We start from the raw sequence: 26,646 nt of genomic DNA on the forward strand, positions 1-26,646 counted from the left end.
ATTACTCACTGGTGAATTTGTTATTTAAAGAAACAATTTTTTCAAAAATTAGAACATATCTTAGTTTTGATACATAGTATTAGATTCAAATCCGCAAAGTCCTCTATAACTAACTATTTGTTATGTTTGGAATTTTGAATGGTTTTGACAATCTCCATTAGTTCATCCATGTCTATGGGTTTGTAAACAACACCATTCACTTTGAGTTTCTTGAGTTTTTCTTGAGTTAATGATGTAACATCTGCAGTAACTGCAATTAGTGCAGCTTCTTTATCTTTTTCACGTATTTTTTTAATTGCATAAAATCCTGAACCATCTGGCATCATCATGTCTACAAATACTATGTCTGGTTTATTTGCAAAATAAAGATCAATTGCGTCTTTTCCATTGAATCCTTTTCCAACCACCTCAACACCTCTTTCTTCTAGCATTTCACTGAATACATCTACTATGTCTGGTTCATCATCAACAACGATTCCTGTTATTTTCGTACTTGAATCACTCATGATGTTTTTATAACAAAATCTTTGTTATTAAATTATGCCCGGAATTGATCGTTTCTTATCCGAATCCATTGAAACTGCAATAAAGAAAGACCTTGATCAAGAAACAGAATACCTGATGAAAAAAACCATGTTTCAAAAATATGGTATTTCAATTAGACAATCAGTCGAAGATGTAGAAAAATTACATCAAATCAGAAAAGAACTTCTTGATGAAGTTGATTATTCTCAATTAAAAAAATATTTGAACAAAATTTGCACTTTCAAAAAATCTGATGATGGAAAATTCTACATAGTTACAGTTTCGGATAATTCCCTTAAAAGAAAATTTATGGAAACATTAGGTGATGATGAATCAAGAAAAATTCTTACATCTATGACTGACAAAAGTTGTTCTACTTCTGATGTTTTAAGATTGCAAAAAATTTCAACAACTTCGGGATATAGAAAAGTCAACGCATTGATTCGTGATGGATTTTTAATCCAAACAAAACGTAAAATGATTGAAAATAGACGTCCTGTTGATCAATATACCACATTTTATCATAAAATATTTTTTGAAATAAAGAGAAACGATGTACTTTTGGACATATTAATTAAAAAGAAAATGTTTGAATCAAGTTCTCTTTTTGATATTGTTTAAACAAAATTTTCTTTTTGATATAGTTTAACCCAATTTTTTGATATTGTTTAAACAAAATTTTCTTTTTGATATAGTTTAACCCAATTTTTTGATATTGTTTAAACAAAATTTTCTTTTTGATCTTGTTTGATTCAAATTTCATTTTTGATGTTGTACAAACTCCTTGTATCAAATACATGATAACATTTTTTAGTATTACAATGACTTGTAAAATTATGAACTCAAAAGGAATTGTTGTTATCAGTGTTATTGTAGTATCTATTGTTGGTATTGCATACATGTCATCTACACAACAATTCGAAGAATCAATGACTCCATCAATTGAAAGTAATTTGTCGATTAGTGATGATACATCATTGAGTTTGACATATCCTGATTCTCCTACTGTGTCTCATTCAAACACCGTTGATGACTCTGATCTTGTTGTTACAGTTGATGAAGAAGGAAAAAAACAGTACACAATTGAAGTTGGAGATGCTCCATCAATTAAAGAGTAAAAAGATAATTTTAAACTAAAAATATTATGTTGTAGCTGATGTAATATCAAATGTGTATGTAATTTGTACCGTTTCACCACTGTTTAATGTGACATCTGATGTGTCTATGGCTGAAAACAAAATTCCCTCTGTTGCACAATCATTAAAGTCTCCGTCATCTGTTACATCATTTTGACATATGCCTATTGAACGAATTGTGTCACCATCAGCTACGTTTGTAGAGCCAGCTTGAAAAGTTAAAGGACCAACTTGTGCCGTTTGTGATGAAATCGTTACTGTTGTATCTTCTTTACAATTATTTTCTGTAATTCCGTTTCCACTATCAAATGTTGCAGCAGTAATTGTTTCTGCAACTGTAATTGCTTCATCACTAACACAGATAGCACCTATCTGTGTGTTGTCAGCTGCACTGTTTGAATCTTGAAATGTTTGCTCTAAGAGAAAAGTTTCACCAGTATCAACTAGTCTGTTGTGAACTTGTTGTGTGAAAACATTGTTTCCATTCTCATCTAACTTTTCAATTGTTGCATAACCGTAAAATTTTTGTTCAACATCATTTTTTTCAAATTCAAATGGAATTACCATCGTTGTAAAAACTGCAAAAAGTACTGCGGAGGTAATTGTATACGATGTCCTTTTTTGCATTACATTTTGTAAAAATCGAAAATTTACTAATATAGTTATGGGCAAACTTCCAACTTTGGAAATTTTTCTTTGATAGATTTTCCATTTGTGGAAAGTACATTCAAGCCTTTTTAGTCGTCAAAAAATTTTTTTTACTATGAAATGGGAAATACCTCTACTGGTAAGTTTCGTGCTTTTGCTCGGAATTTTTTCATCGTTTCCCGTCCTTGATAGTAATTTTACAATTGATGAAAACGGTTTGAAACATTATGTTTTAACTCCTGAAAAAAATATTTCATCATTTGATGTTGTTGCAACATCTCTTTCTAAATACAACCGTGAAATTGATTTTGATGAACAAGATCCGTATTTTGTTTTCTTTTTGTTCGTGTTGTTGTTAGTTTTATTGTATCGTAGCAATTTCGTTTTGCAAGTAAAACATTCTGTACTAAAAACCTTTGCATCTGATTACATTAATTTATTTTTGAAAAATAATTTTGCGCAAACATTATTTTCAGAAAACAAAATTAATCTAAAAGAAATTTTTGTAGTTTTATCTTCATCAAACGTAAAATTACAAAACAATTCGTTTGTTTTGTGTCGAAATTGTTCTAATGTATTAATAAATTCTAAAAAATTCTTTGTTTCTAAAAAAATTATTGTTGTTTTGTTGCTTTTTGTTGTTTTAGTTGTTCCAGTTTATAATCATGCATATGCAGATTCTGGCGATATTACAAAATCTCTTGTTGATTCATTTGAATTTAACAATTCTTATGGTTCTTATCCATTTATTGTACAGGTTGATTCAGACACATTTGCAATTTCATATCAAGGAGTTAATAATGAACAAGATGGCTACATCCAAACATTTGATATCACCAGTGCAGGAATAATTACATCAAAAGACACATTAGAATTCCAACCACATGGTATTACTTTTTCTAGTATTGTTCAAATTGATTCAGACACATTTGCAATTGCATACAGAGATACTGCCAGTGGAGATGGATTTATTCAAACAGTTGACATTAGTGGTACTGGTACAATTACAAATGGAACTGCATACGAATTTGACACTGCTAGTGGAAACGACCCTCACATTGTTGCAGTAGATTCAGACACCTTTGCAGTAGCTTATCAAGGAGGTGGTAATGATGGATGGCTCAAGACACTGAACATCTCTGCAGATGGTTCTACAATAACACAAGAAGATCAATTTGAATATGATAATTCAAATGGACGTGATAATGACATTATACGCGTAGATTCAGACACATTTTTGGTTGTGCACAGAGGTGTAGACAATGATGGATTTGCAAGAACCATTAACGTCTCAACTGATGGTACAATTAATTCCATTGAAGACACATTAGAGTTTGAACCCACTTTTGATGCCTTCTACAACGATGTAACTCAGATTGATTCAGACACATTTGCAGTGGCATATCGCGATGTAGATAATGATGGACGATTAGTAACGCTTGATGTTACTAGTACAGGCACAATTACACTCGTTGAGACATTGGAATATGAGACCGTAGATGCATCATGGCCAGATATAATCAAATTAGATGATAAATCAGTTGTAATTGCATACAGAGGAACAGGAAATGATGGATTCATCAAGACTATTCCTATTACTGTTTCAGGTGATATTGGAGCCATAACTGACACCTATGAATTTGATGGTGGTGCAGGGCAATACCCATCAATTTTCAACATTGATGGAAACACTGTAGCAATTGCAACCAGGGGTCCAGGCAGTGATGGTTGGTTGGATACAATATTCATTGATGTTGAGCTTACAGGCACAGATACCATTTCTGTAGCAGAAACTGATGATTCAACAAAACTTGCAGTAATTACTGCCTCATCTACACCTACCGTCATCAGTAATGGTATAAACTCTGTAAATCCTGTACTCAATCCTGTATCTACACCTGTTCCTTCCCATGGATTTTCTTTGGCTATATATGCCTCATCTACACCTGTTCCTGCCCATGAGGTGACAATCTCAACCATCAAGACTAATGACACCTTTGAATTTGATAATGCACACACCGATACGCCTGATCTTGTACAGGTAGACACTGACACCTTTGCTGTGGTTTACAGGGGCGTGGATGCTGATGGATTCATAAAAACCGTCAATATTGACAGCACAGGCACAATAACTGACACCGGCAACTCCTTAGAATTTGATACTGCAGATGGCTGGACACCAAATATCGTGCCTGTAGACACTGATACCTTTGCAGTTGTGTATAACGGCACAGATACTGACGGGTTCATTAAAACCTTAAATATTAGTGGCGCAGGCGTGATTACTGATACCGGCAACTCCTTAGAATTTGATACTGTAGATGGTCTTTATCCTGATATTATTGCAGTTGATTCAGACACCTTTGCGATCGTATATACTGGAACTGGTAACGATGGATTTATTAAAACTTTAAATATTACTGGAGCAGGTGCGATCACTGACACCGGTAACTCCTTAGAATTTGACACTGCCCAAGGATTAACGCCTGATATTGTCGCAGTTGATTCAGACACCTTTGTTATTTCATATACTGGTAATGGAAATGATGGATTTGTAAAGACAGTTGACATTACAGGTGCTGGTGTAATTAGCAGCGTAATTGATACATTAGAATATGATACTACTGCTAGCTATGATACTTCAATCCTGAAAATAGATGCAGACACATTCGTAGTAGCATCACGAGGCGCAGGCAGTGATGGATTTATCGATACATTTGACATTGATAGCTCTGGTAACATTAGCAATTCTATAACTGATACACTAGAATTTGATACTGGTACTGGTCATACCCCTGACATTGTTAGTCTTGGTTCTGATACGTATGGAATAGCTTATCGTGGTGGAAGTAATGATGGATTCTTTGTAATTGTAACAATCGATAATGCAGGAAACATTGGAAGCTCTGTTGATGAATCACTTGAATACAATACAACAAATGGATACAATCCTAGTATAATTGCAGTTGATCTTAACACGTATGCAATTGCACATAGAGGAAATGGTAATGATGGATTTATCACTACAATTGATACATCAAACGAATTAGCATTTTCTGATTCTGATACTTTGGATGTTGCAGAATCTGTAGATCTTGTAAAGAAATATGCAATATCTGGAACTTCTACCCCTGTACCTGCAGATTCAGCAATAACAACTGGTAACTCTATTATTGATGATGCAAATTCAACTCCAGCAGTAACATCTTCTGCTACTGCATTCAAAGGATATTTCTTGAATGCAAATTCAACTCCATCAGTTTCTGATTCTGGAAATACTGTTGCACAATATACAAGAACTGCATCTGATGTTTTAGATGTTGCAGAACAAAATACTGAATTTAAAAATTATACACGTTCTGGTTCATCAACACCAAACATTGCAAGTAATGGTGTAATTTCATTTTCAATTAATGCAAACTCTACACCAGCAGTAACAAGTACAGCAACACCATCAGCTGACATCTCTGGTTCAACTACCCCAACAGTAACTGACAACGCAACAACAGTTGCAATGTTTGTACTTAATCCATCAACTATTCCATCTGTATCAAGTATTGCCAATATTGCATTTACTCTATCCGCAAACTCTACTCCAGTTCCATCTAGTACAGCAACACCATCAGCTGACATCTCTGGTTCATCAACACCAGCAGTAACTGACAACGCTCAACAAACAGTAATGTTCGTACTTAGTGGTTCATCAACACCCGCAGTAACAAGTACAGCAACACCATCAGCTGATCTTTCAGCCAACACCACTCCAGCAGTAACTGACAACGCTCAACAAACAGTAATGTTCGTACTTAGTGGTTCATCAACACCCGCAGTAACAAGTACAGCAACACCATCAGCTGACATCTCTGGTTCATCAACTCCAGCAGTAACTGACAACGCTCAACAAACAGTAATGTTCGTACTTAGTGGTTCATCCACTCCATCAGTAACAAGTACAGCAACACCATCAGCTGACATCTCTGGTTCATCAACTCCAGCAGTAACTGACAACGCTCAACAAACAGTAATGTTCGTACTTAGTGGTTCATCCACTCCATCAGTAACAAGTACAGCAACACCATCAGCTGATCTTTCAGCCAACACCACACCAGCAGTAACTGACAACGCTCAACAAACAGTAATGTTCGTACTTAGTGGTTCATCCACTCCATCAGTAACAAGTACAGCAACACCATCAGCATCTTTCAACTCCAGCAGTAACTGACAACGCTCAACAAACAGTAATGTTCGTACTTAGTGGTTCATCCACTCCATCAGTAACAAGTACAGCAACACCATCAGCTGACATCTCTGGTTCATCAACTCCAGCAGTAACTGACAACGCTCAACAAACAGTAATGTTCGTACTTAGTGGTTCATCCACTCCATCAGTAACAAGTACAGCAACACCATCAGCTGATCTTTCAGCCAACACCACACCAGCAGTAACTGACAACGCTCAACAAACAGTAATGTTCGTACTTAGTGGTTCATCCACTCCATCAGTAACAAGTACAGCAACACCATCAGCTGATCTTTCAGCCAACACCACACCAGCAGTAACTGACAACGCTCAACAAACAGTAATGTTCGTACTTAGTGGTTCATCCACTCCATCAGTAACAAGTACAGCAACACCATCAGCTGACACCACACCAGCAGTAACTGACAACGCTCAACAAACTTTAACAGTACAGCAACACCACAGCACTTTCAGCTGGTTCATCACCACACCAGCAGTAACTGACAACGCTCAACAAACAGTAATGTTCGTACTTAGTGGTTCATCCACTCCATCAGTAACAAGTACAGCAACACCATCAGCTGACATCTCTGGTTCATCAACTCCAGCAGTAACTGACAACGCTCAACAAACAGTAATGTTCGTACTTAGTGGTTCATCCACTCCATCAGTAACAAGTACAGCAACACCATCAGCTGATCTTTCAGCCAACACCACACCAGCAGTAACTGACAACGCTCAACAAACAGTAATGTTCGTACTTAGTGGTTCATCCACTCCATCAGTAACAAGTACAGCAACACCATCAGCTGATCTTTCAGCCAACACCACACCAGCAGTAACTGACAACGCTCAACAAACAGTAATGTTCGTACTTAGTGGTTCATCCACTCCATCAGTAACAAGTACAGCAACACCATCAGCTGACATCTCTGGTTCATCAACTCCAGCAGTAACTGACAACGCTCAACAAACAGTAATGTTCGTACTTAGTGGTTCATCCACTCCATCAGTAACAAGTACAGCAACACCATCAGCTGATCTTTCAGCCAACACCACACCACAGTAATGTTCGTACTTAGTGGTTCATCCACTCCATCAGTAACAAGTACAGTAACTGACAACGCTCAACAAACAGTAATGTTCGTACTTAGTGGTTCATCCACTCCATCAGTAACAAGTACAGCAACACCATCAGCTGACATCTCTGGTTCATCAACTCCAGCAGTAACTGACAACGCTCAACAAACAGTAATGTTCGTACTTAGTGGTTCATCCACTCCATCAGTAACAAGTATAGCACCAGCAGTAACTGACACGCTCAACAAACAGTAATGTTCGTACTTAGTGGATCCTCAGTAACAAGTACAGCAACACCATCAGCTGACACTGGTTCATCAACCAGCAGTAACTGACAACGCTCAACAAACAGTAATGTTCGTACTTAGTGGTTCATCAACTCCAGCAGTAACTGACAACGCTCAACAAACAGTAATGTTCGTACTTAGTGGTTCATCCACTCCATCAGTAACAAGTACAGCAACACCATCAGCTGACATCTCTGGTTCATCAACACCAGCAGTAACTGACAACGCTCAACAAACAGTAATGTTCGTACTTAGTGGTTCATCAACACCCGCAGTAACAAGTACAGCAACACCATCAGCTGACATCTCTGGTTCATCAACACCCGCAGTAACTGACAACGCTCAACAAACAGTAATGTTCGTACTTAGTGGTTCATCCACTCCATCAGTAACAAGTACAGCAACACCATCAGCTGACATCTCTGGTTCATCAACACCAGCAGTAACTGACAACGCTCAACAAACAGTAATGTTCGTACTTAGTGGTTCATCAACACCCGCAGTAACAAGTACAGCAACACCATCAGCTGACATCTCTGGTTCATCAACACCCGCAGTAACTGACAACGCTCAACAAACAGTAATGTTCGTACTTAGTGGTTCATCCACTCCATCAGTAACAAGTACAGCAACACCATCAGCTGACATCTCTGGTTCATCAACACCCGCAGTAACTGACAATGCAACTTATGGTACACTTACAATCTCAGCATCTTCCACTCCAACAGTTACAGATAACACGGCATTAGCAATCTCCGTCTCATCTACTCCATTAGTAACTGACAATGCAACTACAACTGTAATGAATATACTATCAGCATCTTCTACACCAGCAGTATCAAGTGATGCAACAATACCATTGTCTGGTTCATCAACACCCGCAGTAACTGACAATGCAACTTATGGTACACTTACAATCTCAGCATCTTCCACTCCAACAGTTACAGATAACACGGCATTAGCAATCTCCGTCTCATCTACTCCATTAGTAACTGACAATGCAACTACAACTGTAATGCATGTAATCTCAGCAAGCTCTACTCCATCAGTAACTGACAATGCAACTACAACTGTAATGCACATACTATCAGCATCTTCTACACCATCAGTATCAAGTGACTCAACAATATCTCTATCAGGTTCAACTGTTCCAGCAGTAACTGACAATGCAACTTATGGTACACTTACAATCTCAGCATCTTCTACACCATCAGTATCAAGTGACTCAACAATACCATTGTTAGCTTCTTCCACTCCAACAGTATCTGACAACTCCCAACAAACTGTAATGCATGTAATCTCAGCAAGCTCTACTCCATCAGTAACTGACAATGCAACTACAACTGTAATGCACATACTATCAGCATCTTCTACACCATCAGTATCAAGTGACTCAACAATATCTCTATCAGGTTCAACTGTTCCAGCAGTAACTGACAATGCAACTTATGGTACACTTACAATCTCAGCATCTTCTACACCATCAGTATCAAGTGACTCAACAATACCATTGTTAGCTTCTTCCACTCCAACAGTATCTGACAACTCCCAACAAACTGTAATGCATGTAATCTCAGCAAGCTCTACTCCATCAGTAACTGACAATGCAACTACAACTGTAATGCACATACTATCAGCATCTTCTACACCATCAGTATCAAGTGACTCAACAATATCTCTATCAGGTTCAACTGTTCCAGCAGTAACTGACAATGCAACTTATGGTACACTTACAATCTCAGCATCTTCTACACCATCAGTATCAAGTGACTCAACAATACCATTGTTAGCTTCTTCCACTCCAACAGTATCTGACAACTCCCAACAAACTGTAATGCATGTAATCTCAGCAAGCTCTACTCCATCAGTAACTGACAATGCAACTACAACTGTAATGCACATACTATCAGCATCTTCTACACCATCAGTATCAAGTGACTCAACAATATCTCTATCAGGTTCAACTGTTCCAGCAGTAACTGACAATGCAACTTATGGTACACTTACAATCTCAGCATCTTCTACACCATCAGTATCAAGTGACTCAACAATACCATTGTTAGCTTCTTCCACTCCAACAGTATCTGACAACTCCCAACAAACTGTAATGCATGTAATCTCAGCAAGCTCTACTCCATCAGTAACTGACAATGCAACTACAACTGTAATGCACATACTATCAGCATCTTCTACACCATCAGTATCAAGTGACTCAACAATATCTCTATCAGGTTCAACTGTTCCAGCAGTAACTGACAATGCAACTTATGGTACACTTACAATCTCAGCATCTTCTACACCATCAGTATCAAGTGACTCAACAATACCATTGTTAGCTTCTTCCACTCCAACAGTATCTGACAACTCCCAACAAACTGTAATGCATGTAATCTCAGCAAGCTCTACTCCATCAGTAACTGACAATGCAACTACAACTGTAATGCACATACTATCAGCATCTTCTACACCATCAGTATCAAGTGACTCAACAATACCATTGTTAGCTTCTTCCACTCCAACAGTATCTGACAATGCAACTTATGGTACACTTACAATCTCAGCATCTTCTACACCATCAGTATCAAGTGACTCAACAATACCATTGTTAGCTTCTTCCACTCCAACAGTATCTGACAACTCCCAACAAACTGTAATGCATGTAATCTCAGCAAGCTCTACTCCATCAGTAACTGACAATGCAACTACAACTGGAATGTTTACAATCTCAGCCAACTCAACACCAACAGTTGCAGCTAACACGGCATTAGCAATCTCCGTCTCATCCACTCCATCAGTAACTGACAATGCAACTACAACTGGAATGTTTACAATCTCAGCCAACTCAACACCAACAGTTGCAGCTAACACGGCATTAGCAATCTCCGTCTCATCTACTCCAACTCCATCTGATGATGCACAGATAACTGGAATGTTTACCATCTCAGCTAACTCTGCACCTGTAGTAACAAGCACAGCAACACCATCAGCTGATCTTATTGCCTCATCTACTCCAACTCCATCTGATGATGCACAGATAACTGGAATGTTTACAATCTCAGCCAACTCTACACCATCTGTAACAGACAGTGCTCAAGTTACTGGAATGTTTACCATCAACGCCAACTCCACTCCAACAGTATCAAGCACTGCATCTACAACTGGAATGTTTACCATCAACGCCAACTCCACTCCAACAGTATCAAGCACTGCATCTACAACTGGAATGTTTACCATCAACGCCAACTCCACTCCAACAGTATCAAGCACTGCATCTACAACTGGAATGTTTACAATCTCAGCCAACTCCACTCCAACAGTATCAAGCACTGCATCTACAACTGGAATGTTTACAATCTCAGCCCAACTCCACTCCAACAGTATCAAGCACTGCATCTACAACTGGAATGTTTACAATCTCAGCCAACTCCACTCCAACAGTATCAAGCACTGCATCTACAACTGGAATGTTTACAATCTCAGCCAACTCCACTCCATCAGTATCAAGCACTGCATCTACAACTGGAATGTTTACAATCTCAGCCAACTCCACTCCATCAGTATCAAGTGGTCCAAAAATCCTATTATCAGGATCATCCATTCCAACAGTATCTGATAACGCAACAACTACTGTGGTATTTAGAATATCAGTAACTGATACTTTAGATGTTGCAGAATCACAAAGTCAAACTGAACAATTTACAATTAGTGCAACAAGTACACCTGTCATATCAGAATCCTATGATACATTAAAACACTCAAAGTTGACAATAACATCTGCTCCGAAAATCACAAACTTTGCATTATCTTCTGGAAAATACATTCTCTGGGCTAACTCTATTCCAATAATGTCTGAATCTGGAAACATGTCTCCTAGAATTACATCTGCAAATGTTACATCTACTACTCAAATTGATATTGCATTTGAGCGAAACATGGATCCATTCTACACAAACCCATCTAGTTTTACATTAACAAATTCTTCTTCTACTGTAACGGAAACTAGAGTGTCTGATAATGTAGTGTCTTTGATTCTTGGTTCTGCAATCACATCTGGCCAAACCCCAACAATTGCAATTACTGACGGTACTGTGAAAGATGTCAATGGAAACGCAGTAGACGCTGTATCTTTCACTCCAGATGACAAAGTTCCTCCAGAGGTAATCAAAGCTTATGCTACAACAAAATCCAATATAGTGATTCTATTTAACAAGAATGTTACTTCAATACAAACTGATTATTCAAGTCTCCAGATTCCAACAGGAACTTCCAAGACAATTGATAATCATAGTGTTTCTGATAATGTAGTGACATTAACGGTAAATTCTGCAGATATCACTGCCCGTGCTGATGGTACTATTACAATTTCATCTGGTCTTACTGACACACTTGGAAATGAATTTGATACTAGCAATAATCCGGTATCAGTGATATCTAACATTGAAGAGGCACCAGTTGAACTAGATGAAGACTTTGCAGAATTGGTAATCACAACTGAAGAAATTGAGATTAAAGAAGTTACAGTTGACGCAAATGTTGATGCAAAACTCGATCTTAGTAAGTCTCCTACAAAAACAACTGTCACAGAAAACAGCATAACCAAGAATAGAGTTCAAATTACAAATGAAATGACAATTACTGCATCTGATGGAACATCTGAAGAAGTTCAGATAGTTATTCCAAAGGATGTCTTGGTATCTGGTCCTGAAGATACGTTTACTGGAAAAATAGACTTGCCTGAACCAAAGGTAGGAAGTTCATGTCCGATAAATCCTGACGGCAGTAGCATAGTAAGTTGTATTGATGTTGGATTGTCTGGTGATGAGTTAACCTTTAACAAGTCTGTAAAAATCACAATTCCAAACGAAGGACATTTGACACCTTATTACAGCTCTGATAATACAACTTGGCAAGAGATATCTACACTTTGTGATGCTGCTGATACTGCAGAAGTCAATGGAGTGGCAATATCTAATGATGGCACAAGAGAATGTTACTTTGTAGATGGATCTGATATGGTAATCTGGACTACTCACTTTACGGTATTTGGTACATTAACTCCTGCCTCTAGTTCTAGTTCTAGTTCAGGAGGCTCAAGTGGTGATGATACTGCTCCTTCAATTTCTAATCTTGGACCATCTATTGATAGTCAAGGATTTGGAGGAATTGTTGATGATGGAACTAATCCACTAACTCCTGTAGGAGAAATCAAAAACTATCCACTTGTATTTGATGGAATTGGATATGACGAGAGCAGTTTTGATTCTGTTCATACTGCAAATCTTGAAACAGGACAACCCCTACATGTAACTTTGAGTCTTTATGAAAACTCAGGTGCTCAAAATATTGAACATGTAGAAATGTATGTTAATCAATTTGGTCCTAGAATCCTTAACGATAGAACTGAGACTGCTATAATTTATGATAGACAAACTGGTGTGGAAATTCTTGATCCATATGATCTAATTTCTAGTGCTACTGTACTTCCAGCAAGTGTAGATACACAATCCCAATTTTACTTCCAAGTAGTATTTGAAAAAGAAATTGAACAATCTGATGTATTGTTTAGAGTGTGGGATAATAGTAGAAATTCAGTTGAATTACATTTACCTGAGGCATTAATGGTAGTTATTGGAGAATCCATCTCTGAAACTATCTCTGAAGAAAGTGATATTATTGAATCAGAAATTGTATCACAAGACGACTCAACTGAATCAGAAATTATATCACAAGACGACTCAACTGAATCAGAAATTGTATCACAAGACGACTCAACTGAATCAGAAATTGTATCACAAGACGACTCAACTGAATCAGAAAAAGTCAAAATCCCATCTGAACCTGAACTTGGAACATATGTGGGAATTCCTATGGACCCAGAACCTGGTGTTGACACAAACTTACAGATGGACCCAGAACCTGGTGTTGACACAAACTTACAGATGGACCCAGAACCTGGTGTTGACACAAACTTACAGATGGACCCAGAACCTGGTGTTGACACAAACAAATCAAAATCTCTGTTAGATTCTATATCTGAATTCTTTGATGTACTATCAAAACTATTGCGATTCTAATGATATGTGGAAACAAGATATTGGTCAAACTAAGGATTGGTATCTTATCTGACCTGCAAGTTACCTAATGAATCCATTCAAAAAATAAAATGTTTAAAAAATAATAAACTGTATTTAAATAATGGAGGTAGCCCTTACTGATGGTGAATACTAGAACTGGAATATTTGTTGGAATCGCAATTGCTATATCTGTTGGAATCGCATTTACTGCTTCATACTCTCTTGTGAATTCATCTGACTCTGAGAAACTTGAATCGATTGTGGAGGTGACTGTTGATTCTAGTAACCCTGCTGTGAGTGATGGTGCAATTGTTGATGTTGAAAACCAAAATTATGATGTAAATGAGGATGGTAAACGTCATTACACTCTAGTGGCAAAAACCGAACCTGTGGTTTCTCCTTGAATTAGATGATGGTGATTATAACGGCACAATTAAATATTATAAGTATGAATTTCATATGTTATGGCTTTTAAAATAAAATATAGATTCAAAAATGAAGACAGTCAATATACGTGCACAGTCACATATCAACAATACAAAAATTTTCAAGAGATTCCATTAGTTGCAGAATGTGAAATAATTAAAGGTAATCAGAAAAATGTTGAAGCATATCAAAAAGAATTGCAAAAAGCATTAGATCTTGCTAGCCAACAATCAATAACCAGCCATATCAAAAAATTATCTGAAAATGTCTAAATCCTAAAAATTCTCAATCACAAATTCTTTGACAATGTTAGAGTGATAACAGTGGGATTGGTTTTTACTGAGATCTCTCCATGATGTTGTTCTACAATGTTTTTACAGCTGGTCAATCCCAAACCTGTTCCAACTTGCTTGGTAGTAAACAACGGTTCAAACATTTCTTTGAGAATGGCAGTAGGAATTGGAGGTCCCGAATCTTCAAACTCTATCTTCACGTATGATGGTTCATCAAATAGACGAATTTTGACTGTTCCGTTTTGTTTAACAGCATCAATTGCATTAGATATTAAATTCACAAAAACGATGTCTAGTTTATGGGAATCACATCGTAGTTTTATGTCATTTTCAGGTAATTCAATTGTAACTGTATCCTTTTTTGATGTTCTAGATACAGAGGATTGTAAGAGTTCCAATAATGAATGGGTTTCAATTTGAAGATCAGACACTCGTACAAAATCCATCACGTCATTGATTTGATGAGTCATTCTTGTAATTGCAGTATCAATCATTCTAAAACGTTTTTCAAGTTTTTCATCTTTATCTGACAACTCAATTTTCATCAAATTTACTGATCCATGAATAACAGCTAGAGGGTTTCGTAGATCATGAGCAAGTCTAGTGGCTAACTCTCCTATGTTTTTTAATTTCTCTTTTTTCACTAAAATTTCTCTAATTACCTCAAATGATTTTGAAAAATCACCCAATTCATCTTTGGAATTAATATCTATTTTCTGAGTGTAATCCCCTTCTTTGAATTGTTGAATGACTTTTTCTAATTTAGATAATGGAGTTAAAACCGAATTAAGAATAAGGAATGCTAGAATTACTGCAGATATTATGCTAATTATTAACACAATAATGATTACATTTCGAACAAGTTCTTGAGCACTTAAAGAATCAGCCAATCTTTGCTCTGTATTTTCATTTTCAATTTGAATAAATTCCGAAAACTCTAATCTTATTTCATCGAGAATTCTTTTTCCCGTTCCTTGTTCAAGAAGTATTGATGCTTCATCCAAATTATAATTTTCTGAGATATTTCTTCTAGATTCAATGTTAGGGTATACAATTTCTTGATCCCATTTTTCATACAATCTATCAATGGAATAAATCAATTGGAGGTTTTCTTCATCATCTATTAGATTATTTTCTAAATTTTGAATATCTTCATGTAATTCAATTTTTAAATTATTAAAAGAAACTAGAAAATCCTCGTTTCCTGAAATTAAATATTCTCGTTGAGATACCTCAGTATCATAGATATCTGTTTTAATTTTTGAAAGTAGCAAAAATTCATCTATGTTTTCAGAATCTCGTAAATTTCCTTCTAGTAGCAAAATTATTTGATATATTTCATCTAAAATTGCGTCAGATTCATTGGATAATATTGCTTCCAAAGCATTATCTTGGGAATTGTGGATTTTTTTTGCAAGATCAATTTCGGGAACTGCAGCAAGTTCTATCCACTCTGAAAATAGTTGAGAAATATGTTCCAATTTCTTTACTTGTGAAGGATTGTAAGACACCAGTTCTTTTTCTTCTTCAAGTAAGACAAAGAATTCGTTTACACCTTTAGTGTATGGCTCTAAAAAAGATTCATTGCCGGTAATGATGAATCCTCTTTGACCATTTTCGGAATCTATAGCAAGTCTTTGTAATTTTTCGGCATTTTGTATAACTAAAATGTCCTGTTCTGCCATTGATTGGAAATCTTCAGATGCGATATTTGATTGAGAATTTGTTAATATTCCTAAAAACATGGTAATTGAAACAACTATTGCAAAACCAAAAAATAATTTTGACTTGATTTTCATGAACAAAATCTACATCGATGGTATTTATCTTGAATTATTTTTCAAAAAAATATTACATATTTTTTAAAATTTAAACTCCAAAGAATTTCCCATTATTGGGAAAATGATTTGAAAAATAATTTTGAGCACAGATGGGATTTTTCCATCAATGGGAAGTAGAAACTAACTATATTAACAACAGTACGGGTTTTGTGTTTAATGTACAAGATAGCTTCTATGGGACTATTGGGATTAATTGCAATTCTAGTAATTCCCGCAGGAACACAATCAATGACTAATGATGGCTTTAACCTATACGGACAAGCCACAATGACATATCATGATGCAAATGGAAATGAAATGCTGACACAAACAGTACACAATCAATTGTTTGATGCTGGTGAAGATTTCCTAATTGACAATGCATTTACAGGATTGACTGATGTAGCTGACAACATTGACATTGGTTCAATTTGTCTAAGTGCTGCAACAGAAGTAACAGATGAATCAACTACAGCTGGTACATTCAACACCTCACATGATGGTGCCGACAATGCCTCAGCATCTACCGAGAAAAACTGTAGAACCGATGCTACTGTTACCAAAGCCTCCCAAGTTGCAACCGTAGGACCACTAACGTTTGAAGCCGGAACAGGTACAAACAACTGGTATCCAGGAGACACAATCAAAGCAATTGGAATTTGTGATGCAGAATCATCAGATGCAGATATTCGTGGATGTACAACAACACTATTTGCCCTAGTTAACACATCAGATGTTACTCTAGCAAGTGGTGAAACAGTAGATATCACATATACATTTGATTTGTCATCTGCCGGATCTTAGTCAAAATACATTTTTTTTATATTTTTATTTAGTATCAAATAGAGGATGTTGCGTTGAGCTCAAAAAATGATAAAATTTTACTTTTAGGTTTGGCTATCATAGCCGTTTTGGTTTTAATTTTTGCTACAAATGAAAACAGCCTTGTATTTTTGTTCTTTAATCAATATGCGCCAGTTGTTTGGGATGATGTCCTTGAAAGAAATATAGTCCGCTCATCCATTCCAATTGAGATTTTAGATATGGAAAATGGCAGTTGTACTGTATCTGCTAAAAATTTTGATAAAATAGTTGATCATCAGTATTTTGCAAGAGCAGATGACATCATTAAGGAACTAAAGTATGATAGAAATAATGAGACATTATCACTTCCATGCGGCATTTTAGAAGAAGACAAGTCAAGACTCAACGTTTGGTTTGTAGTCGAAGAGTCAACAAAACATTCAAACAAATACGAGTATTTTGTTACCTCTTGGGAAGAAACTAGTACAGAAGATACCACAAGTTCTGAATCATAATTTTGAAATTAGTATTTTCTGAAAATTTGCCTAGACGTATTTCTCAGGACATGACAATTTTTTGATGGGGGTTAACTCGTTCTTACATGCCATGTATAGTGCCTCTTCTATCTCATCTTGTATATTTTGTTGTAAAATTTCATTCTTGTTTGTTATTTCACATTTTTCGATTACTGACAAATTTCTAAAATTGATGTATTGGGGATAAGTGACTATGCAAGCATAGCTCTGAGGATCGTCTTTGAATTTGTAACTAATTCTCAATGGCATATGTTCATATTTTCCTCACTTGTATATAGAGATTATTTTTTTCTAAATTTAAAAAACAGATTTGATTTTAAGGAAATTTTTTTGAAGAATATGGTCTGATGGATAGATGAAAAAATCTTTGATACCTTGATTCAAACTAGATCAAAAAATTTAAAGGAAAACGGATTGGTATTATGGTGATAAGATATGAATAATCCTGATATTGTGCCTGAAAAACTATCTAATCCACTAAATCGATACATCATCATTGCAATTTTGGTAACAGGCGTTGTAATTTTTACAGCAATGAATTTGCTTCCTGAAGACGATATTGGTATTTTGGCATTTATTATCTCAATTTCACTTACAATCTGTCTTGCCATTTTTTGCTTTATTGTATCTAAACAACATGAGACAGGCCTTTTAGCTAAATCTTATCTTTCATTAGGGCTAGGATTTACTTCCTACCTTATAGCTGAATTATTGTATTACACATTTGATTTAGTCTTGGGGATTGAAGCTTATCCTTCAATTGCAGATATTTTCTTTTTTGCTCTATACCCATTTGTTCTAGGCCATTTACTCTTAAACATTCGATACTTTCATTCTGGTTACACTACTTTAGAAAAAATCTGGATTCCGATAATTCCTGTCATTGCATTAATTGTCTATGTTGTTTTGTCTCTAAGCGTACCTGATGCTGAATTAAATTTTGACTTTTACTATGGTTTCATTTTTGTAACTGGCGCATCTTTCACATTATCTTTTACTATTTTGGGAGCTTCAATTTTTAGACAAGGAATATTGGGGGCAGTTTGGCTGTTACTTGTACTCGGACTGATGATTAATGCTGCTGGAGATGTTTGGTACTATCATCTAGAAATATTTGGCTTGTATTTTGATGCTCATCCTGTAACTACTGTTTGGTTTGTTGCAAACATGTTTATCATCTATGCATTATGGAAACAACTTAAAACTGTCTAGATTGATACCCATTCTGATTCTGCGTTAAATTTTGATTTGTATCTCTTCATTCTTTTTAATACTAATTCCGCAGTATTTCTGACACTTACATTCTCATCATGACATGATCTTTCTATTGCTTCCATCTGATCAGTTGCCCTGATAATCATCAAGCATTCAGTTGCTTCATGACGTACTAGTGGACTAGGATCATAGTTTGCAGCATATGCAAGTTCTGGAATGATTCTTCTCATGTTTCTAGCTGCAATTTGGTAGCATACTTCATGACGAACTACATCATTAGGATCATTTTTCAAAACCCATGCAAACAAATCTGTCATTTTTTCAAATAGTGGTCCCTTTAGTTCGACCTCTACTGGTATTTCCCCTGCAAGCCATACTGCGTCCCATCTTTCTGATTCGTCCTTAGATGTCTTGAATACTTCTTCCAACCTCAAAAATCTCTCTTCTAGTGGAAGAGCCTTGATTATCTTATCAAATTCATCTGGAATATTGACCGTACTCATGATTGGTGATAACATGTGAATATACTACTATTTCAATTTTTGGTAAATTATTGGATATAGATATATGCTTATTCCCATTATTGGAACTAATGGGTCTAATCTATAATGAGCGTGAGATCTAAATATCAAACCATCTCTAAAACCATTGAAAAACCAAGAATCAAAAAAATTTTCTCATTCTCAAAATTAAAAAATAAAACCGTTGGTGTGGGTTTTTTATTTGCTATTTTAGCAGCTGCATTTTCAGCATTACCTAATGTTATCCCCAAGTCATTTTTAGATGAACATGCTGTAGATGCTACAATAATTCCAAATCCTTTGATGCTAGTTTTTGTGATTTATGTTGTTAACAGTTTACTGTTTGCACCATTTCGTAAATCCCAAAGAAAATTTGAAGTAAAAAAAACCAGTAGAATGACTTTATTTTTACTAATATTGCTTGGTGCTGTAGAAGCTTCAGGAACATTAACCTATACGTTTGGACTTCAGGAAACTAGTGCAACAAATGCATCTATTTTAGTAAATTCTGAAACAGTTTTTGCTATTTTGTTAGGCATTATGATCTTTAGAGAAAAACTAAGTAAACAAGAAGTTCTGCCATTTCTCTTGATTGTTGCTGGTTCTATCTTAATTCCCGTTGGAGCAGACATACAAAACAACGACTGGGAATTGTCTGACTTTATGATGGGTGATTTACTTATCGTTATGTCTGGATTTTTTTATTGTCTTGATACCTTTATTGCAAAAAAACTAGATGATTCCATTAAAACTCGTCATATAGTCCATATCATGTCTTGTACTGGTGCAATAATGACTTTGGGGTTGATGTTGTTCTTTCAAATCCCATTTGATATCTCATTTGAGGAATTATCTGTAATGTCTTTTGTTGGATTTTTGGGTATTGGTGTCACTATGATGTTTTTTGTCATTGCCCTGCGATTAATTGGTGCTGTAAGAACTGTTTTGATTTATTCATCTACGACTATCTTTAGTATAGTTTATTCCATTTTGATTTTATCTGAAGGCCTCACAATCCTGAATGTTGTTTCAACTTGTAGTGTGTTAATTGGGCTATTTGTGCTGCGAAATAGGGTAGGTACTGATTAAGGTATGATGTTCTTATATTTATACTACCAAATTCGGGAACAGTAATTAATAAAAATATCCCTCATTTCCTTCCATAATATTAATAACTAATAACAAAATATCCATAGTATGCCTGGATTAGATAGCCTACTTGCAAAATCATTGCAGGATTCCATTACAAAAGATCTTGGAAAAAATATGGTTAAAAAAATCGAAGATCGTTTATTTGAAAAATATGGTATTTCATTTGCTCAATCAATTGAGAATTTCGACAAGTTGGATTTGGTTTTAAGAGAATTTTTTGGTAAGGGAACCGATGGCTTAGAAAAAAAATTCTTCGAAACAATCTTTCAATCAAAGTCAAAATCAAAAGATGCATGGTACAAATTGCGTGATGAAAAATTATCTGAACTAATTTTACAATCTTTTGGGGATCCTGAGAAAAAAGCAATTTTAGAATCAGCTACTGAAACTCCAAAAATCATTAATGAAATTATTAAAGATTGTAATCTATCTCAGACATCTGGATACAGAAAAATTAACAACCTAATTGATGATGGATTGCTCTATAAAACGGGACACATTTTACGTGATAATAAAAAAATTAACCTGTATGTCTGCTCATTTAGTAATCTTAGGATTAACATCGAAAACAAAAAGACAAGTGTAGAATTACAATTGATGGATTCTGAAAAGAGCTTATTTATTCAGACCATTAACCCTTAAACACAAATTCATCCTGTATCCCTTTTAATAACATCTGTTGGAATATTTTTCTTGAAAAATAACCCGACGTATCTCAATTAGATGAATTTGTATTTAATTTGGTACAAATTCCAAACATCAGCAACTGGGAATCACAAAAGATTACAAACTAAATAAAATATTCCATTCCTCAAGGCCATAGTGTGAATTCAATAATTTAATACATTACGAAGCAAATCCAGACTAATGATTAAATACCATTTCCAAATATGGAAATGATATGAAGACCTCAATTGTTGTGGACAATGATTATGATATTGTAGATGTATTTTCTGATATTTTAGAGATGCTTGGATTTGATGTTCTAGCTAAAGGGTATGATGGTGGAGATGCCATAACGATGTATGAAAAATTCAAACCAGATGTAATTTTCATGGATGTCCACATGGAAAAATTGCATGGAGATCAAGCCTTGCAAGAAATTAGAGCAATTGACAAGAATGTAAAGATAGTAATGGTGACTGGAGATATGTCAAAAAACATGGAAGAAACATTGGAAAAATATGGCGCATCTGCAATTATCCACAAGCCATTTGACATTAAGATCATAAACCAAATTATTGATGAACTAGAAAGTGCAACTTCTATTATAATACAAAAAACATGAACTGTCGATAGATCGTTGTGATCTTAAAATGGAATAATTTTAATAAAAAACAAAAATAGAACTTGTTGTGAATTTGAGATTTTTTTTGTTTTTTCTATTAATCCCTGTATTTCTTATCCCTGTATTTGCAACCAGTTTTTCTGTTGATAAATCCAGTTATGATTATGGCGATGTTGTCACTTTAAGTGGTTCTGTAGATCCTATATCTGAAGGCCAGCTTGTTTCTGTACAAATCCTAAATCCACCTCAATCTGATTTAGTTCAAATTGATACTTTTTTTCCAAACTCTGATGGTTCCTTTTCAAGAACTTACAAAGCTGAAGGACCTAGATGGAATCTTGATGGAGTTTACACTATTAAGATAGTTTACAATGGGGAAACACTACAAACCTCATTTGAATTTATTACCGAACCTGAACCAACACCAGAACCTGAACCAACACCAGAACCTGAACCAACACCAGAACCTGAACCAACACCAGAACCTGAACCAACACCAGAACCTGAACCAACACCAGAACCTGAATCACCTAACGACCCTACTGAAATAATTAGAAATGAGCCCAAGACCCACATCCCAGGATTTCCATCTTTGAACAAGTCCCCTCAATATTATGTGGATAGATACAACAGTGAACCTAGCTACAAATCTTGGTTTGATTCTCAATTCCCAAACAGAACAATGCTCCAAGTTGTTGGCTTTGCAGAAACTAGCGTAACAGGTTTTCCTGACAATTCACAAACTCCTCAATATTATATAGACCGATACAACAGTGAACCTAGCTACAAATCTTGGTTTGATTCTCAATTCCCAAACCATACTATTTACCAAGTTCTAGGATTTCCAGATCCTGTTCCTGTTCCTGATTGGATTAAAAATAATGCTGAATGGTGGTCAACAGGAAAAGTAAGTGACGACGAATTCGTCTCTGGTATTCAATTCATGATTCAAAACAATATTTTGATAATTTCTAACATGCCTGAATCTCAGAGTTCTAGTGATGAAGATATTCCAACATGGATTAAAAATAATGCTAATTGGTGGGCATTAGATAAAATATCTGAAGATGAATTTGTCAACGGAATCCGATATTTGATTCAAGAAGGTATTCTTGTTGTATAGTGTTTCATAATCTTGGTATAGATTATGGTGCTCCCACCGGGATTTGAACCCGGGTCACAGCCTTGAGAGGGCTGTATGCTTAACCGGACTACACTATAGGAGCTTAATCCAAAACAATTCTTGTCTCAATTTAAAGGAAAGGTTTTGACTTTACATGAATTTGTTAAACTTTGTGAGTTAGGTCATTTATAGAAAATCTAGAATATCTCTCTGCATGGATTTACAAAAAATTCCTGAGAAATTGGGTTTGTCTGATTTCCCTGTAGGTTTGGGTGGTTGTAGAATATGTGAAAATTTTTTTGATTCTTGTGGATATGATGTTGTTGTCTTTGATGAAAAAAACGAACCTGACAAAACCATCTCAATTGATAATGAAATGTTTGTTCTTCATCATGGAACCTTTTCTGAAACAAATTCAAAGAAACTTTTGCAGTATGATAATCTGAAAATAATCCAAGATGCCTCTTGGGATCTCAGAATGTTTCTATCAAAAATCAAAGAAAAACGCTCATCATTATATGCTGATTTTGCAAAAAACTCTTTAATTGAATCCATGTTTTGCTGTCAAAAAACAAAAGAATCTATTGATAATTCTGATGATTTTGCACCATGTTGGCAAAAATGTGCATCATTTTATCTGGCTGATGCAATTACCTCACTCAATAACAAAAGATTGGGGCCCACACACATGCTTGATTCTCTGAGAAAATTTGCAAAAACTCCAATTAATGAACACATCTCTGTTGTAACTCAAACAGTTGGAATAGAGCGAGCAACTCCTGTTTTACTTGAACGTATGGTAAAGTCTACAATTGGCTTTTCTGATATGGTTGAAAAGAATAATCATTCTCAAATTATTCAAAAAACACATGACTATTTTGTAAAAAATTCAATGATCTCAGACTGTTATTTTTACTTGGGATATGTCAATAAGGAGAATTTCATTAAAATAAAAAATACTTTGAGTAAAAATCCAGATCTTATTCATGTACTAAAAACTGCATTTGATGTTGAAGCCGATTCAGAATTATTAAAACAACAATCTGATCTTATTAAAAAATCATGCAATACAATTCTTGAGGCTATTTCTGAAAAATAAATTCTTCATTCATGTACTAACCTTTTAAAATAAGTAAGAATATGTTTTGTCATGACAGATCAAGCATGTGGATGCGAAGCTGATAGCGGCGATCCTGATTATTCATGTGATTGTGCAATGCAAGGTCATTGCATCTGTAGTGCAGACTGCAAATGTGGTACTGACGTTTGTAAAGAAGCTACTAAAGACATGTAATTGGATTATTCCAATTTTTTCTTTTATTTTTAAAATTATTCTTCTTCTTCCTCAAATCCCCATGATTTTACTAACTCTTTTTGGAATTTGTCATTTTGTTTTGCATCTAGTGCGTATCCACAATTTTTGTGTGTTGGAACAACATTCATTCCATCTAACTTGAATTCTACTTCATACAAGTGGACTTTTGAGCATTCGCACATGTCTATCCAGTCTCTAAATTTTCCTCTATATTTGCTTATTTGAAGCAAGTTGAATAACGTTTAACTATCTCTTTTTACAATTTTTTTTAGATTTGAATAAACTGTTAATCCTTCCAATTCTCATGACGGTGCTTTTGGGTACTTTGATGATTCCTTCAGCATTTGCTCAAATCCAATCTGGTGGGGTTGATAAAGAAGGAACTTGGTATGTTGGAGAAGGTCTCAAACACGGTGACTATTTTTCATACAACATGTGTCATGTAGATTACAAAGAATGTGCTGAATTTGGTCTAGATATGTGGATTAAAGGTGACAAACAAGTCGGAACTGAGACAAAATGGTTAGCCGAAGTTGTAGTCTATGACGGCAACAAAGTAATTGTCGGTGAAATGGAATTAGGAAAGATTGCACCTGAACCAACTGGTGGAAGTGAAGAACTAGGTGTGTATCGAGGTGCATTCAAATCATCAGTTGCATGGTTGTCTGCATTTGCAACTTCTGATGGCAGTGCAGGTGGAAAAGGACCTAAAGCATTTAGTGCAGCCTCTTGGGGAAAGATTGGAAATATTGGTGGAGAACAAGTGCTCCCAAAACTAATTGAAGATATTACTATTTCATCTGGAACTTGGGATACTGTTCAAGTTGGTTGGAAGACTGGTGGATATGTAAGTAAGGTCTGGATTGTAGATGAGTTTCCATTCCCTGTTAAAGCTCATACGTTAACCCATGTGTCTGAAGGAATCCCTCCGGCTGAATACAAATTTGAATTGCTAGATTACAAAGAAAATGTTTCTACAAGTCCTTTCTCTGGAATTGTATCTACTGCTGACACTTTTTTCGAACAAGGATGTGACACCGATTTTGAAAGAGACACCACTATAAAGAAACCTACAGCTAATTATGATTATCAAGTTCATGTATTTTATGGCCCTGAAGACCCTGTTCAAGGATGTGAGATGCAATGGCTCATAAAATTTATCAGCAAATTTGATGACACAGAATTTTTGAATCAAGTTCAATTTGATTTTCTAGTTGTAGATGATGACTTGACTCCATTGCGTTCTATGGCACAAGAGGAGGGAAGACAGTATCTCTATTCTCCATCTGGTCAATACATACTTGATATGGTAGTTCAAGAATCTCCAGGTGAGGCAAATTATGTTATCTGGATTTATGGATTAGCTCCTGAAGGAATTGTACCTGGTACTGCTTCAGACTATGTAGAAATTCCTGTGACTATCTATGCTGGGGAAAACACCCCTGTCGTACAGCCAGTGGTGCCACCTGTAGATACAACTCCTAAAAAAATACCTGAATGGATTAAGAATAATGCAGGTTGGTGGGCAGAAGGTGCCATTGACGATGACTCCTTTGTTCAAGGAATTCAATTCTTAATCAAAGAAGGAATAATGCAAATTCCTCCAACTGCACAGGGTACAGGCTCTTCTAATGAAATTCCATCATGGATTAAACAAAATGCTGCATGGTGGGCAGAAGGTGCCATTGACGATGACTCCTTTGTTCAGGGAATTCAATTCTTAATCAAAGAAGGACTCATGAGTATTTCCTCATAATTACCTACATTCAAATTGTAAACATTTGAAAAGTTTTTGAAGCAAAATGGTTGGACTATTCAAACATCCTAAACGAAAAATAAAGAAATTGATCAAACAGGGAAACTATGAAGAAGCAATCCAACTAGGAAAAAGTTTGGAATCTGAATATTCTGATGACTCTGACTTTATGTTCATTGTGGGCAGTGTCTACTTTTTAGTTGATGAGCCAAAAAAGGCCCTACCCTATTTTGAAAAAGCATTTCAATTAAATCAAAATGACATCGAGATGCTTAGACTAAAAACTAATGTTCACCTGGCCTTGGAGCAAAAAGATGAAGCCATTCACTGTTGTGAACGAATTCTGAATATAGATCCAAAAAATCATGAAGCCCACGATTTAATTGATCAACTAGAACGTTTGTAGA

25 protein-coding genes and 1 tRNA gene are annotated in these 26,646 nt (G+C 35.6%); 19 read left to right on the forward strand and 7 right to left on the reverse strand.

What is annotated here, in order from left to right:
- Positions 1–113: 113 nt before the first annotated feature.
- Complete coding sequence (locus ACQY2P_RS00750) at positions 114–506, reverse strand: response regulator (RefSeq protein ID WP_428326524.1); 393 nt, start codon at positions 504–506, stop codon at positions 114–116.
- 34 nt (positions 507–540) lie between these two features.
- On the opposite strand from ACQY2P_RS00750, the gene ACQY2P_RS00755 reads away from it, so the two are divergent.
- Entirely contained in the window at positions 541–1,146 is a 606-nt protein-coding gene (locus ACQY2P_RS00755) for a hypothetical protein (RefSeq protein ID WP_428326525.1), read from the forward strand.
- A 215-nt stretch (positions 1,147–1,361) separates the two neighbouring features.
- Positions 1,362–1,643 carry a hypothetical protein gene (locus ACQY2P_RS00760; protein WP_428326526.1) on the forward strand — a complete coding sequence of 94 codons (282 nt, stop codon included), beginning with the start codon at positions 1,362–1,364 and terminating at the stop codon, positions 1,641–1,643.
- Between the two features lie 24 nt (positions 1,644–1,667).
- On the opposite strand, the gene ACQY2P_RS00765 is transcribed toward ACQY2P_RS00760, so the two are convergent.
- Entirely contained in the window at positions 1,668–2,288 is a 621-nt protein-coding gene (locus tag ACQY2P_RS00765; RefSeq protein ID WP_428326527.1) for a hypothetical protein, read from the reverse strand.
- Between the two features lie 136 nt (positions 2,289–2,424).
- On the opposite strand from ACQY2P_RS00765, the gene ACQY2P_RS00770 reads away from it, so the two are divergent.
- The 6 genes from ACQY2P_RS00770 (at position 2,425) to ACQY2P_RS00795 (ending at position 14,688) form a co-directional block, all read left to right on the forward strand.
- Entirely contained in the window at positions 2,425–6,531 is a 4,107-nt protein-coding gene (locus tag ACQY2P_RS00770; protein ID WP_428326528.1) for a beta strand repeat-containing protein, read from the forward strand.
- Between the two features lie 19 nt (positions 6,532–6,550).
- Complete coding sequence (locus tag ACQY2P_RS00775) at positions 6,551–7,618, forward strand: hypothetical protein (protein WP_428326529.1); 1,068 nt, start codon at positions 6,551–6,553, stop codon at positions 7,616–7,618.
- Positions 7,618–7,884: a hypothetical protein gene (locus ACQY2P_RS00780; protein WP_428326530.1), complete on the forward strand. Its 267-nt coding sequence runs from the start codon at positions 7,618–7,620 to the stop codon at positions 7,882–7,884. The genes ACQY2P_RS00775 and ACQY2P_RS00780 overlap by 1 nt, the downstream gene beginning before the upstream one ends.
- Before the next feature lie 99 nt (positions 7,885–7,983).
- Positions 7,984–11,529 carry a beta strand repeat-containing protein gene (locus tag ACQY2P_RS00785; protein WP_428326531.1) on the forward strand — a complete coding sequence of 1,182 codons (3,546 nt, stop codon included), beginning with the start codon at positions 7,984–7,986 and terminating at the stop codon, positions 11,527–11,529.
- 2,601 nt (positions 11,530–14,130) lie between these two features.
- Positions 14,131–14,394, forward strand: a complete 264-nt coding sequence (locus ACQY2P_RS00790) for a hypothetical protein (RefSeq protein WP_428326532.1) — start codon at positions 14,131–14,133, stop codon at positions 14,392–14,394.
- 60 nt (positions 14,395–14,454) lie between these two features.
- Positions 14,455–14,688, forward strand: a complete 234-nt coding sequence (locus ACQY2P_RS00795; RefSeq protein WP_428326533.1) for a hypothetical protein — start codon at positions 14,455–14,457, stop codon at positions 14,686–14,688.
- 17 nt (positions 14,689–14,705) lie between these two features.
- Here the strand turns inward: ACQY2P_RS00795 and ACQY2P_RS00800 are convergent, their stop codons facing one another.
- A complete protein-coding gene (locus ACQY2P_RS00800) occupies positions 14,706–16,508 on the reverse strand; it encodes a CHASE3 domain-containing protein (RefSeq protein ID WP_428326534.1) in 1,803 nt (600 codons plus the stop codon).
- Between the two features lie 198 nt (positions 16,509–16,706).
- Here ACQY2P_RS00800 and ACQY2P_RS00805 point away from each other — a divergent pair, with 198 nt between their 5' ends.
- Positions 16,707–17,333 carry a hypothetical protein gene (locus ACQY2P_RS00805; RefSeq protein ID WP_428326535.1) on the forward strand — a complete coding sequence of 209 codons (627 nt, stop codon included), beginning with the start codon at positions 16,707–16,709 and terminating at the stop codon, positions 17,331–17,333.
- Positions 17,334–17,422: 89 nt separating this feature from the next.
- The gene (locus ACQY2P_RS00810; protein ID WP_428326536.1) at positions 17,423–17,848 is read left to right on the forward strand and encodes a hypothetical protein; all 426 of its coding nucleotides are present in this window, start codon (positions 17,423–17,425) and stop codon (positions 17,846–17,848) included.
- Between the two features lie 30 nt (positions 17,849–17,878).
- Here ACQY2P_RS00810 and ACQY2P_RS00815 read toward each other — a convergent pair whose 3' ends face one another.
- Positions 17,879–18,118 (reverse strand): hypothetical protein, encoded by a 240-nt coding sequence (locus tag ACQY2P_RS00815; protein WP_428326537.1) that lies wholly within the window; start codon positions 18,116–18,118, stop codon positions 17,879–17,881.
- A gap of 186 nt (positions 18,119–18,304) precedes the next feature.
- On the opposite strand from ACQY2P_RS00815, the gene ACQY2P_RS00820 reads away from it, so the two are divergent.
- Positions 18,305–19,081, forward strand: coding sequence for a histidine kinase (locus tag ACQY2P_RS00820; RefSeq protein WP_428326538.1), 777 nt, complete (start codon positions 18,305–18,307; stop codon positions 19,079–19,081).
- Here the strand turns inward: ACQY2P_RS00820 and ACQY2P_RS00825 are convergent.
- Positions 19,078–19,602, reverse strand: a complete 525-nt coding sequence (locus tag ACQY2P_RS00825) for a HEAT repeat domain-containing protein (protein WP_428326539.1) — start codon at positions 19,600–19,602, stop codon at positions 19,078–19,080. The two genes, ACQY2P_RS00820 and ACQY2P_RS00825, sit on opposite strands and share 4 nt — an antisense overlap.
- Positions 19,603–19,692: 90 nt before the next feature.
- Here ACQY2P_RS00825 and ACQY2P_RS00830 point away from each other — a divergent pair, with 90 nt between their 5' ends.
- From ACQY2P_RS00830 to ACQY2P_RS00845, 4 genes are all read left to right on the forward strand, one after another.
- Positions 19,693–20,694, forward strand: coding sequence for a DMT family transporter (locus tag ACQY2P_RS00830; protein WP_428326540.1), 1,002 nt, complete (start codon positions 19,693–19,695; stop codon positions 20,692–20,694).
- 108 nt (positions 20,695–20,802) lie between these two features.
- On the forward strand, positions 20,803–21,399 hold the full coding sequence (locus ACQY2P_RS00835) for a hypothetical protein (RefSeq protein WP_428326541.1): 597 nt from the start codon (positions 20,803–20,805) through the stop codon (positions 21,397–21,399).
- Between the two features lie 259 nt (positions 21,400–21,658).
- Positions 21,659–22,045 (forward strand): response regulator, encoded by a 387-nt coding sequence (locus tag ACQY2P_RS00840; RefSeq protein WP_428326542.1) that lies wholly within the window; start codon positions 21,659–21,661, stop codon positions 22,043–22,045.
- A gap of 85 nt (positions 22,046–22,130) precedes the next feature.
- The gene (locus ACQY2P_RS00845; protein WP_428326543.1) at positions 22,131–23,168 is read left to right on the forward strand and encodes a hypothetical protein; all 1,038 of its coding nucleotides are present in this window, start codon (positions 22,131–22,133) and stop codon (positions 23,166–23,168) included.
- Positions 23,169–23,193: 25 nt separating this feature from the next.
- Here the strand turns inward: ACQY2P_RS00845 and ACQY2P_RS00850 are convergent.
- A tRNA-Glu gene (locus ACQY2P_RS00850) sits at positions 23,194–23,271 on the reverse strand.
- A 111-nt stretch (positions 23,272–23,382) separates the two neighbouring features.
- On the opposite strand from ACQY2P_RS00850, the gene ACQY2P_RS00855 reads away from it, so the two are divergent.
- Both ACQY2P_RS00855 and ACQY2P_RS00860 read left to right on the forward strand, forming a co-directional pair.
- Positions 23,383–24,267, forward strand: coding sequence for a hypothetical protein (locus ACQY2P_RS00855; RefSeq protein WP_428326544.1), 885 nt, complete (start codon positions 23,383–23,385; stop codon positions 24,265–24,267).
- Positions 24,268–24,318: 51 nt separating this feature from the next.
- Positions 24,319–24,462, forward strand: a complete 144-nt coding sequence (locus ACQY2P_RS00860) for a hypothetical protein (protein ID WP_187146555.1) — start codon at positions 24,319–24,321, stop codon at positions 24,460–24,462.
- A gap of 35 nt (positions 24,463–24,497) precedes the next feature.
- On the opposite strand, the gene ACQY2P_RS00865 is transcribed toward ACQY2P_RS00860, so the two are convergent.
- On the reverse strand, positions 24,498–24,665 hold the full coding sequence (locus ACQY2P_RS00865) for a hypothetical protein (RefSeq protein WP_428324600.1): 168 nt from the start codon (positions 24,663–24,665) through the stop codon (positions 24,498–24,500).
- Positions 24,666–24,787: 122 nt separating this feature from the next.
- On the opposite strand from ACQY2P_RS00865, the gene ACQY2P_RS00870 reads away from it, so the two are divergent.
- Positions 24,788–26,239: a peptidase gene (locus ACQY2P_RS00870; protein WP_428326545.1), complete on the forward strand. Its 1,452-nt coding sequence runs from the start codon at positions 24,788–24,790 to the stop codon at positions 26,237–26,239.
- A 46-nt stretch (positions 26,240–26,285) separates the two neighbouring features.
- On the forward strand, positions 26,286–26,645 hold the full coding sequence (locus ACQY2P_RS00875) for a tetratricopeptide repeat protein (RefSeq protein ID WP_428326546.1): 360 nt from the start codon (positions 26,286–26,288) through the stop codon (positions 26,643–26,645).
- Position 26,646: the final 1 nt, after the last annotated feature.

It is taken from the genome of Candidatus Nitrosopumilus sp. (assembly GCF_965262695.1).
Lineage (GTDB): Archaea > Thermoproteota > Nitrososphaeria > Nitrososphaerales > Nitrosopumilaceae > Nitrosopumilus.

Bases quoted from the DNA above. Each gene is read 5' to 3' on its own strand.
- ACQY2P_RS00750 (WP_428326524.1), bottom strand. From the start codon at position 506: ATGAGTGATTCAAGTACGAAAATAACAGGAATCGTTGTTGATGATGAA.
- ACQY2P_RS00755 (WP_428326525.1), top strand. From the start codon at position 541: ATGCCCGGAATTGATCGTTTCTTATCCGAATCCATTGAAACTGCAATA.
- ACQY2P_RS00760 (WP_428326526.1), top strand. From the start codon at position 1,362: ATGAACTCAAAAGGAATTGTTGTTATCAGTGTTATTGTAGTATCTATT.
- ACQY2P_RS00765 (WP_428326527.1), bottom strand. From the start codon at position 2,288: ATGCAAAAAAGGACATCGTATACAATTACCTCCGCAGTACTTTTTGCA.
- ACQY2P_RS00770 (WP_428326528.1), top strand. From the start codon at position 2,425: ATGAAATGGGAAATACCTCTACTGGTAAGTTTCGTGCTTTTGCTCGGA.
- ACQY2P_RS00775 (WP_428326529.1), top strand. From the start codon at position 6,551: ATGTTCGTACTTAGTGGTTCATCCACTCCATCAGTAACAAGTACAGCA.
- ACQY2P_RS00780 (WP_428326530.1), top strand. From the start codon at position 7,618: ATGTTCGTACTTAGTGGTTCATCCACTCCATCAGTAACAAGTACAGTA.
- ACQY2P_RS00785 (WP_428326531.1), top strand. From the start codon at position 7,984: ATGTTCGTACTTAGTGGTTCATCAACTCCAGCAGTAACTGACAACGCT.
- ACQY2P_RS00790 (WP_428326532.1), top strand. From the start codon at position 14,131: ATGGTGAATACTAGAACTGGAATATTTGTTGGAATCGCAATTGCTATA.
- ACQY2P_RS00795 (WP_428326533.1), top strand. From the start codon at position 14,455: ATGGCTTTTAAAATAAAATATAGATTCAAAAATGAAGACAGTCAATAT.
- ACQY2P_RS00800 (WP_428326534.1), bottom strand. From the start codon at position 16,508: ATGAAAATCAAGTCAAAATTATTTTTTGGTTTTGCAATAGTTGTTTCA.
- ACQY2P_RS00805 (WP_428326535.1), top strand. From the start codon at position 16,707: ATGTACAAGATAGCTTCTATGGGACTATTGGGATTAATTGCAATTCTA.
- ACQY2P_RS00815 (WP_428326537.1), bottom strand. From the start codon at position 18,118: ATGCCATTGAGAATTAGTTACAAATTCAAAGACGATCCTCAGAGCTAT.
- ACQY2P_RS00820 (WP_428326538.1), top strand. From the start codon at position 18,305: ATGAATAATCCTGATATTGTGCCTGAAAAACTATCTAATCCACTAAAT.
- ACQY2P_RS00825 (WP_428326539.1), bottom strand. From the start codon at position 19,602: ATGTTATCACCAATCATGAGTACGGTCAATATTCCAGATGAATTTGAT.
- ACQY2P_RS00830 (WP_428326540.1), top strand. From the start codon at position 19,693: ATGAGCGTGAGATCTAAATATCAAACCATCTCTAAAACCATTGAAAAA.
- ACQY2P_RS00835 (WP_428326541.1), top strand. From the start codon at position 20,803: ATGCCTGGATTAGATAGCCTACTTGCAAAATCATTGCAGGATTCCATT.
- ACQY2P_RS00840 (WP_428326542.1), top strand. From the start codon at position 21,659: ATGAAGACCTCAATTGTTGTGGACAATGATTATGATATTGTAGATGTA.
- ACQY2P_RS00855 (WP_428326544.1), top strand. From the start codon at position 23,383: ATGGATTTACAAAAAATTCCTGAGAAATTGGGTTTGTCTGATTTCCCT.
- ACQY2P_RS00860 (WP_187146555.1), top strand. From the start codon at position 24,319: ATGACAGATCAAGCATGTGGATGCGAAGCTGATAGCGGCGATCCTGAT.
- ACQY2P_RS00865 (WP_428324600.1), bottom strand. From the start codon at position 24,665: ATGTGCGAATGCTCAAAAGTCCACTTGTATGAAGTAGAATTCAAGTTA.
- ACQY2P_RS00870 (WP_428326545.1), top strand. From the start codon at position 24,788: ATGACGGTGCTTTTGGGTACTTTGATGATTCCTTCAGCATTTGCTCAA.
- ACQY2P_RS00875 (WP_428326546.1), top strand. From the start codon at position 26,286: ATGGTTGGACTATTCAAACATCCTAAACGAAAAATAAAGAAATTGATC.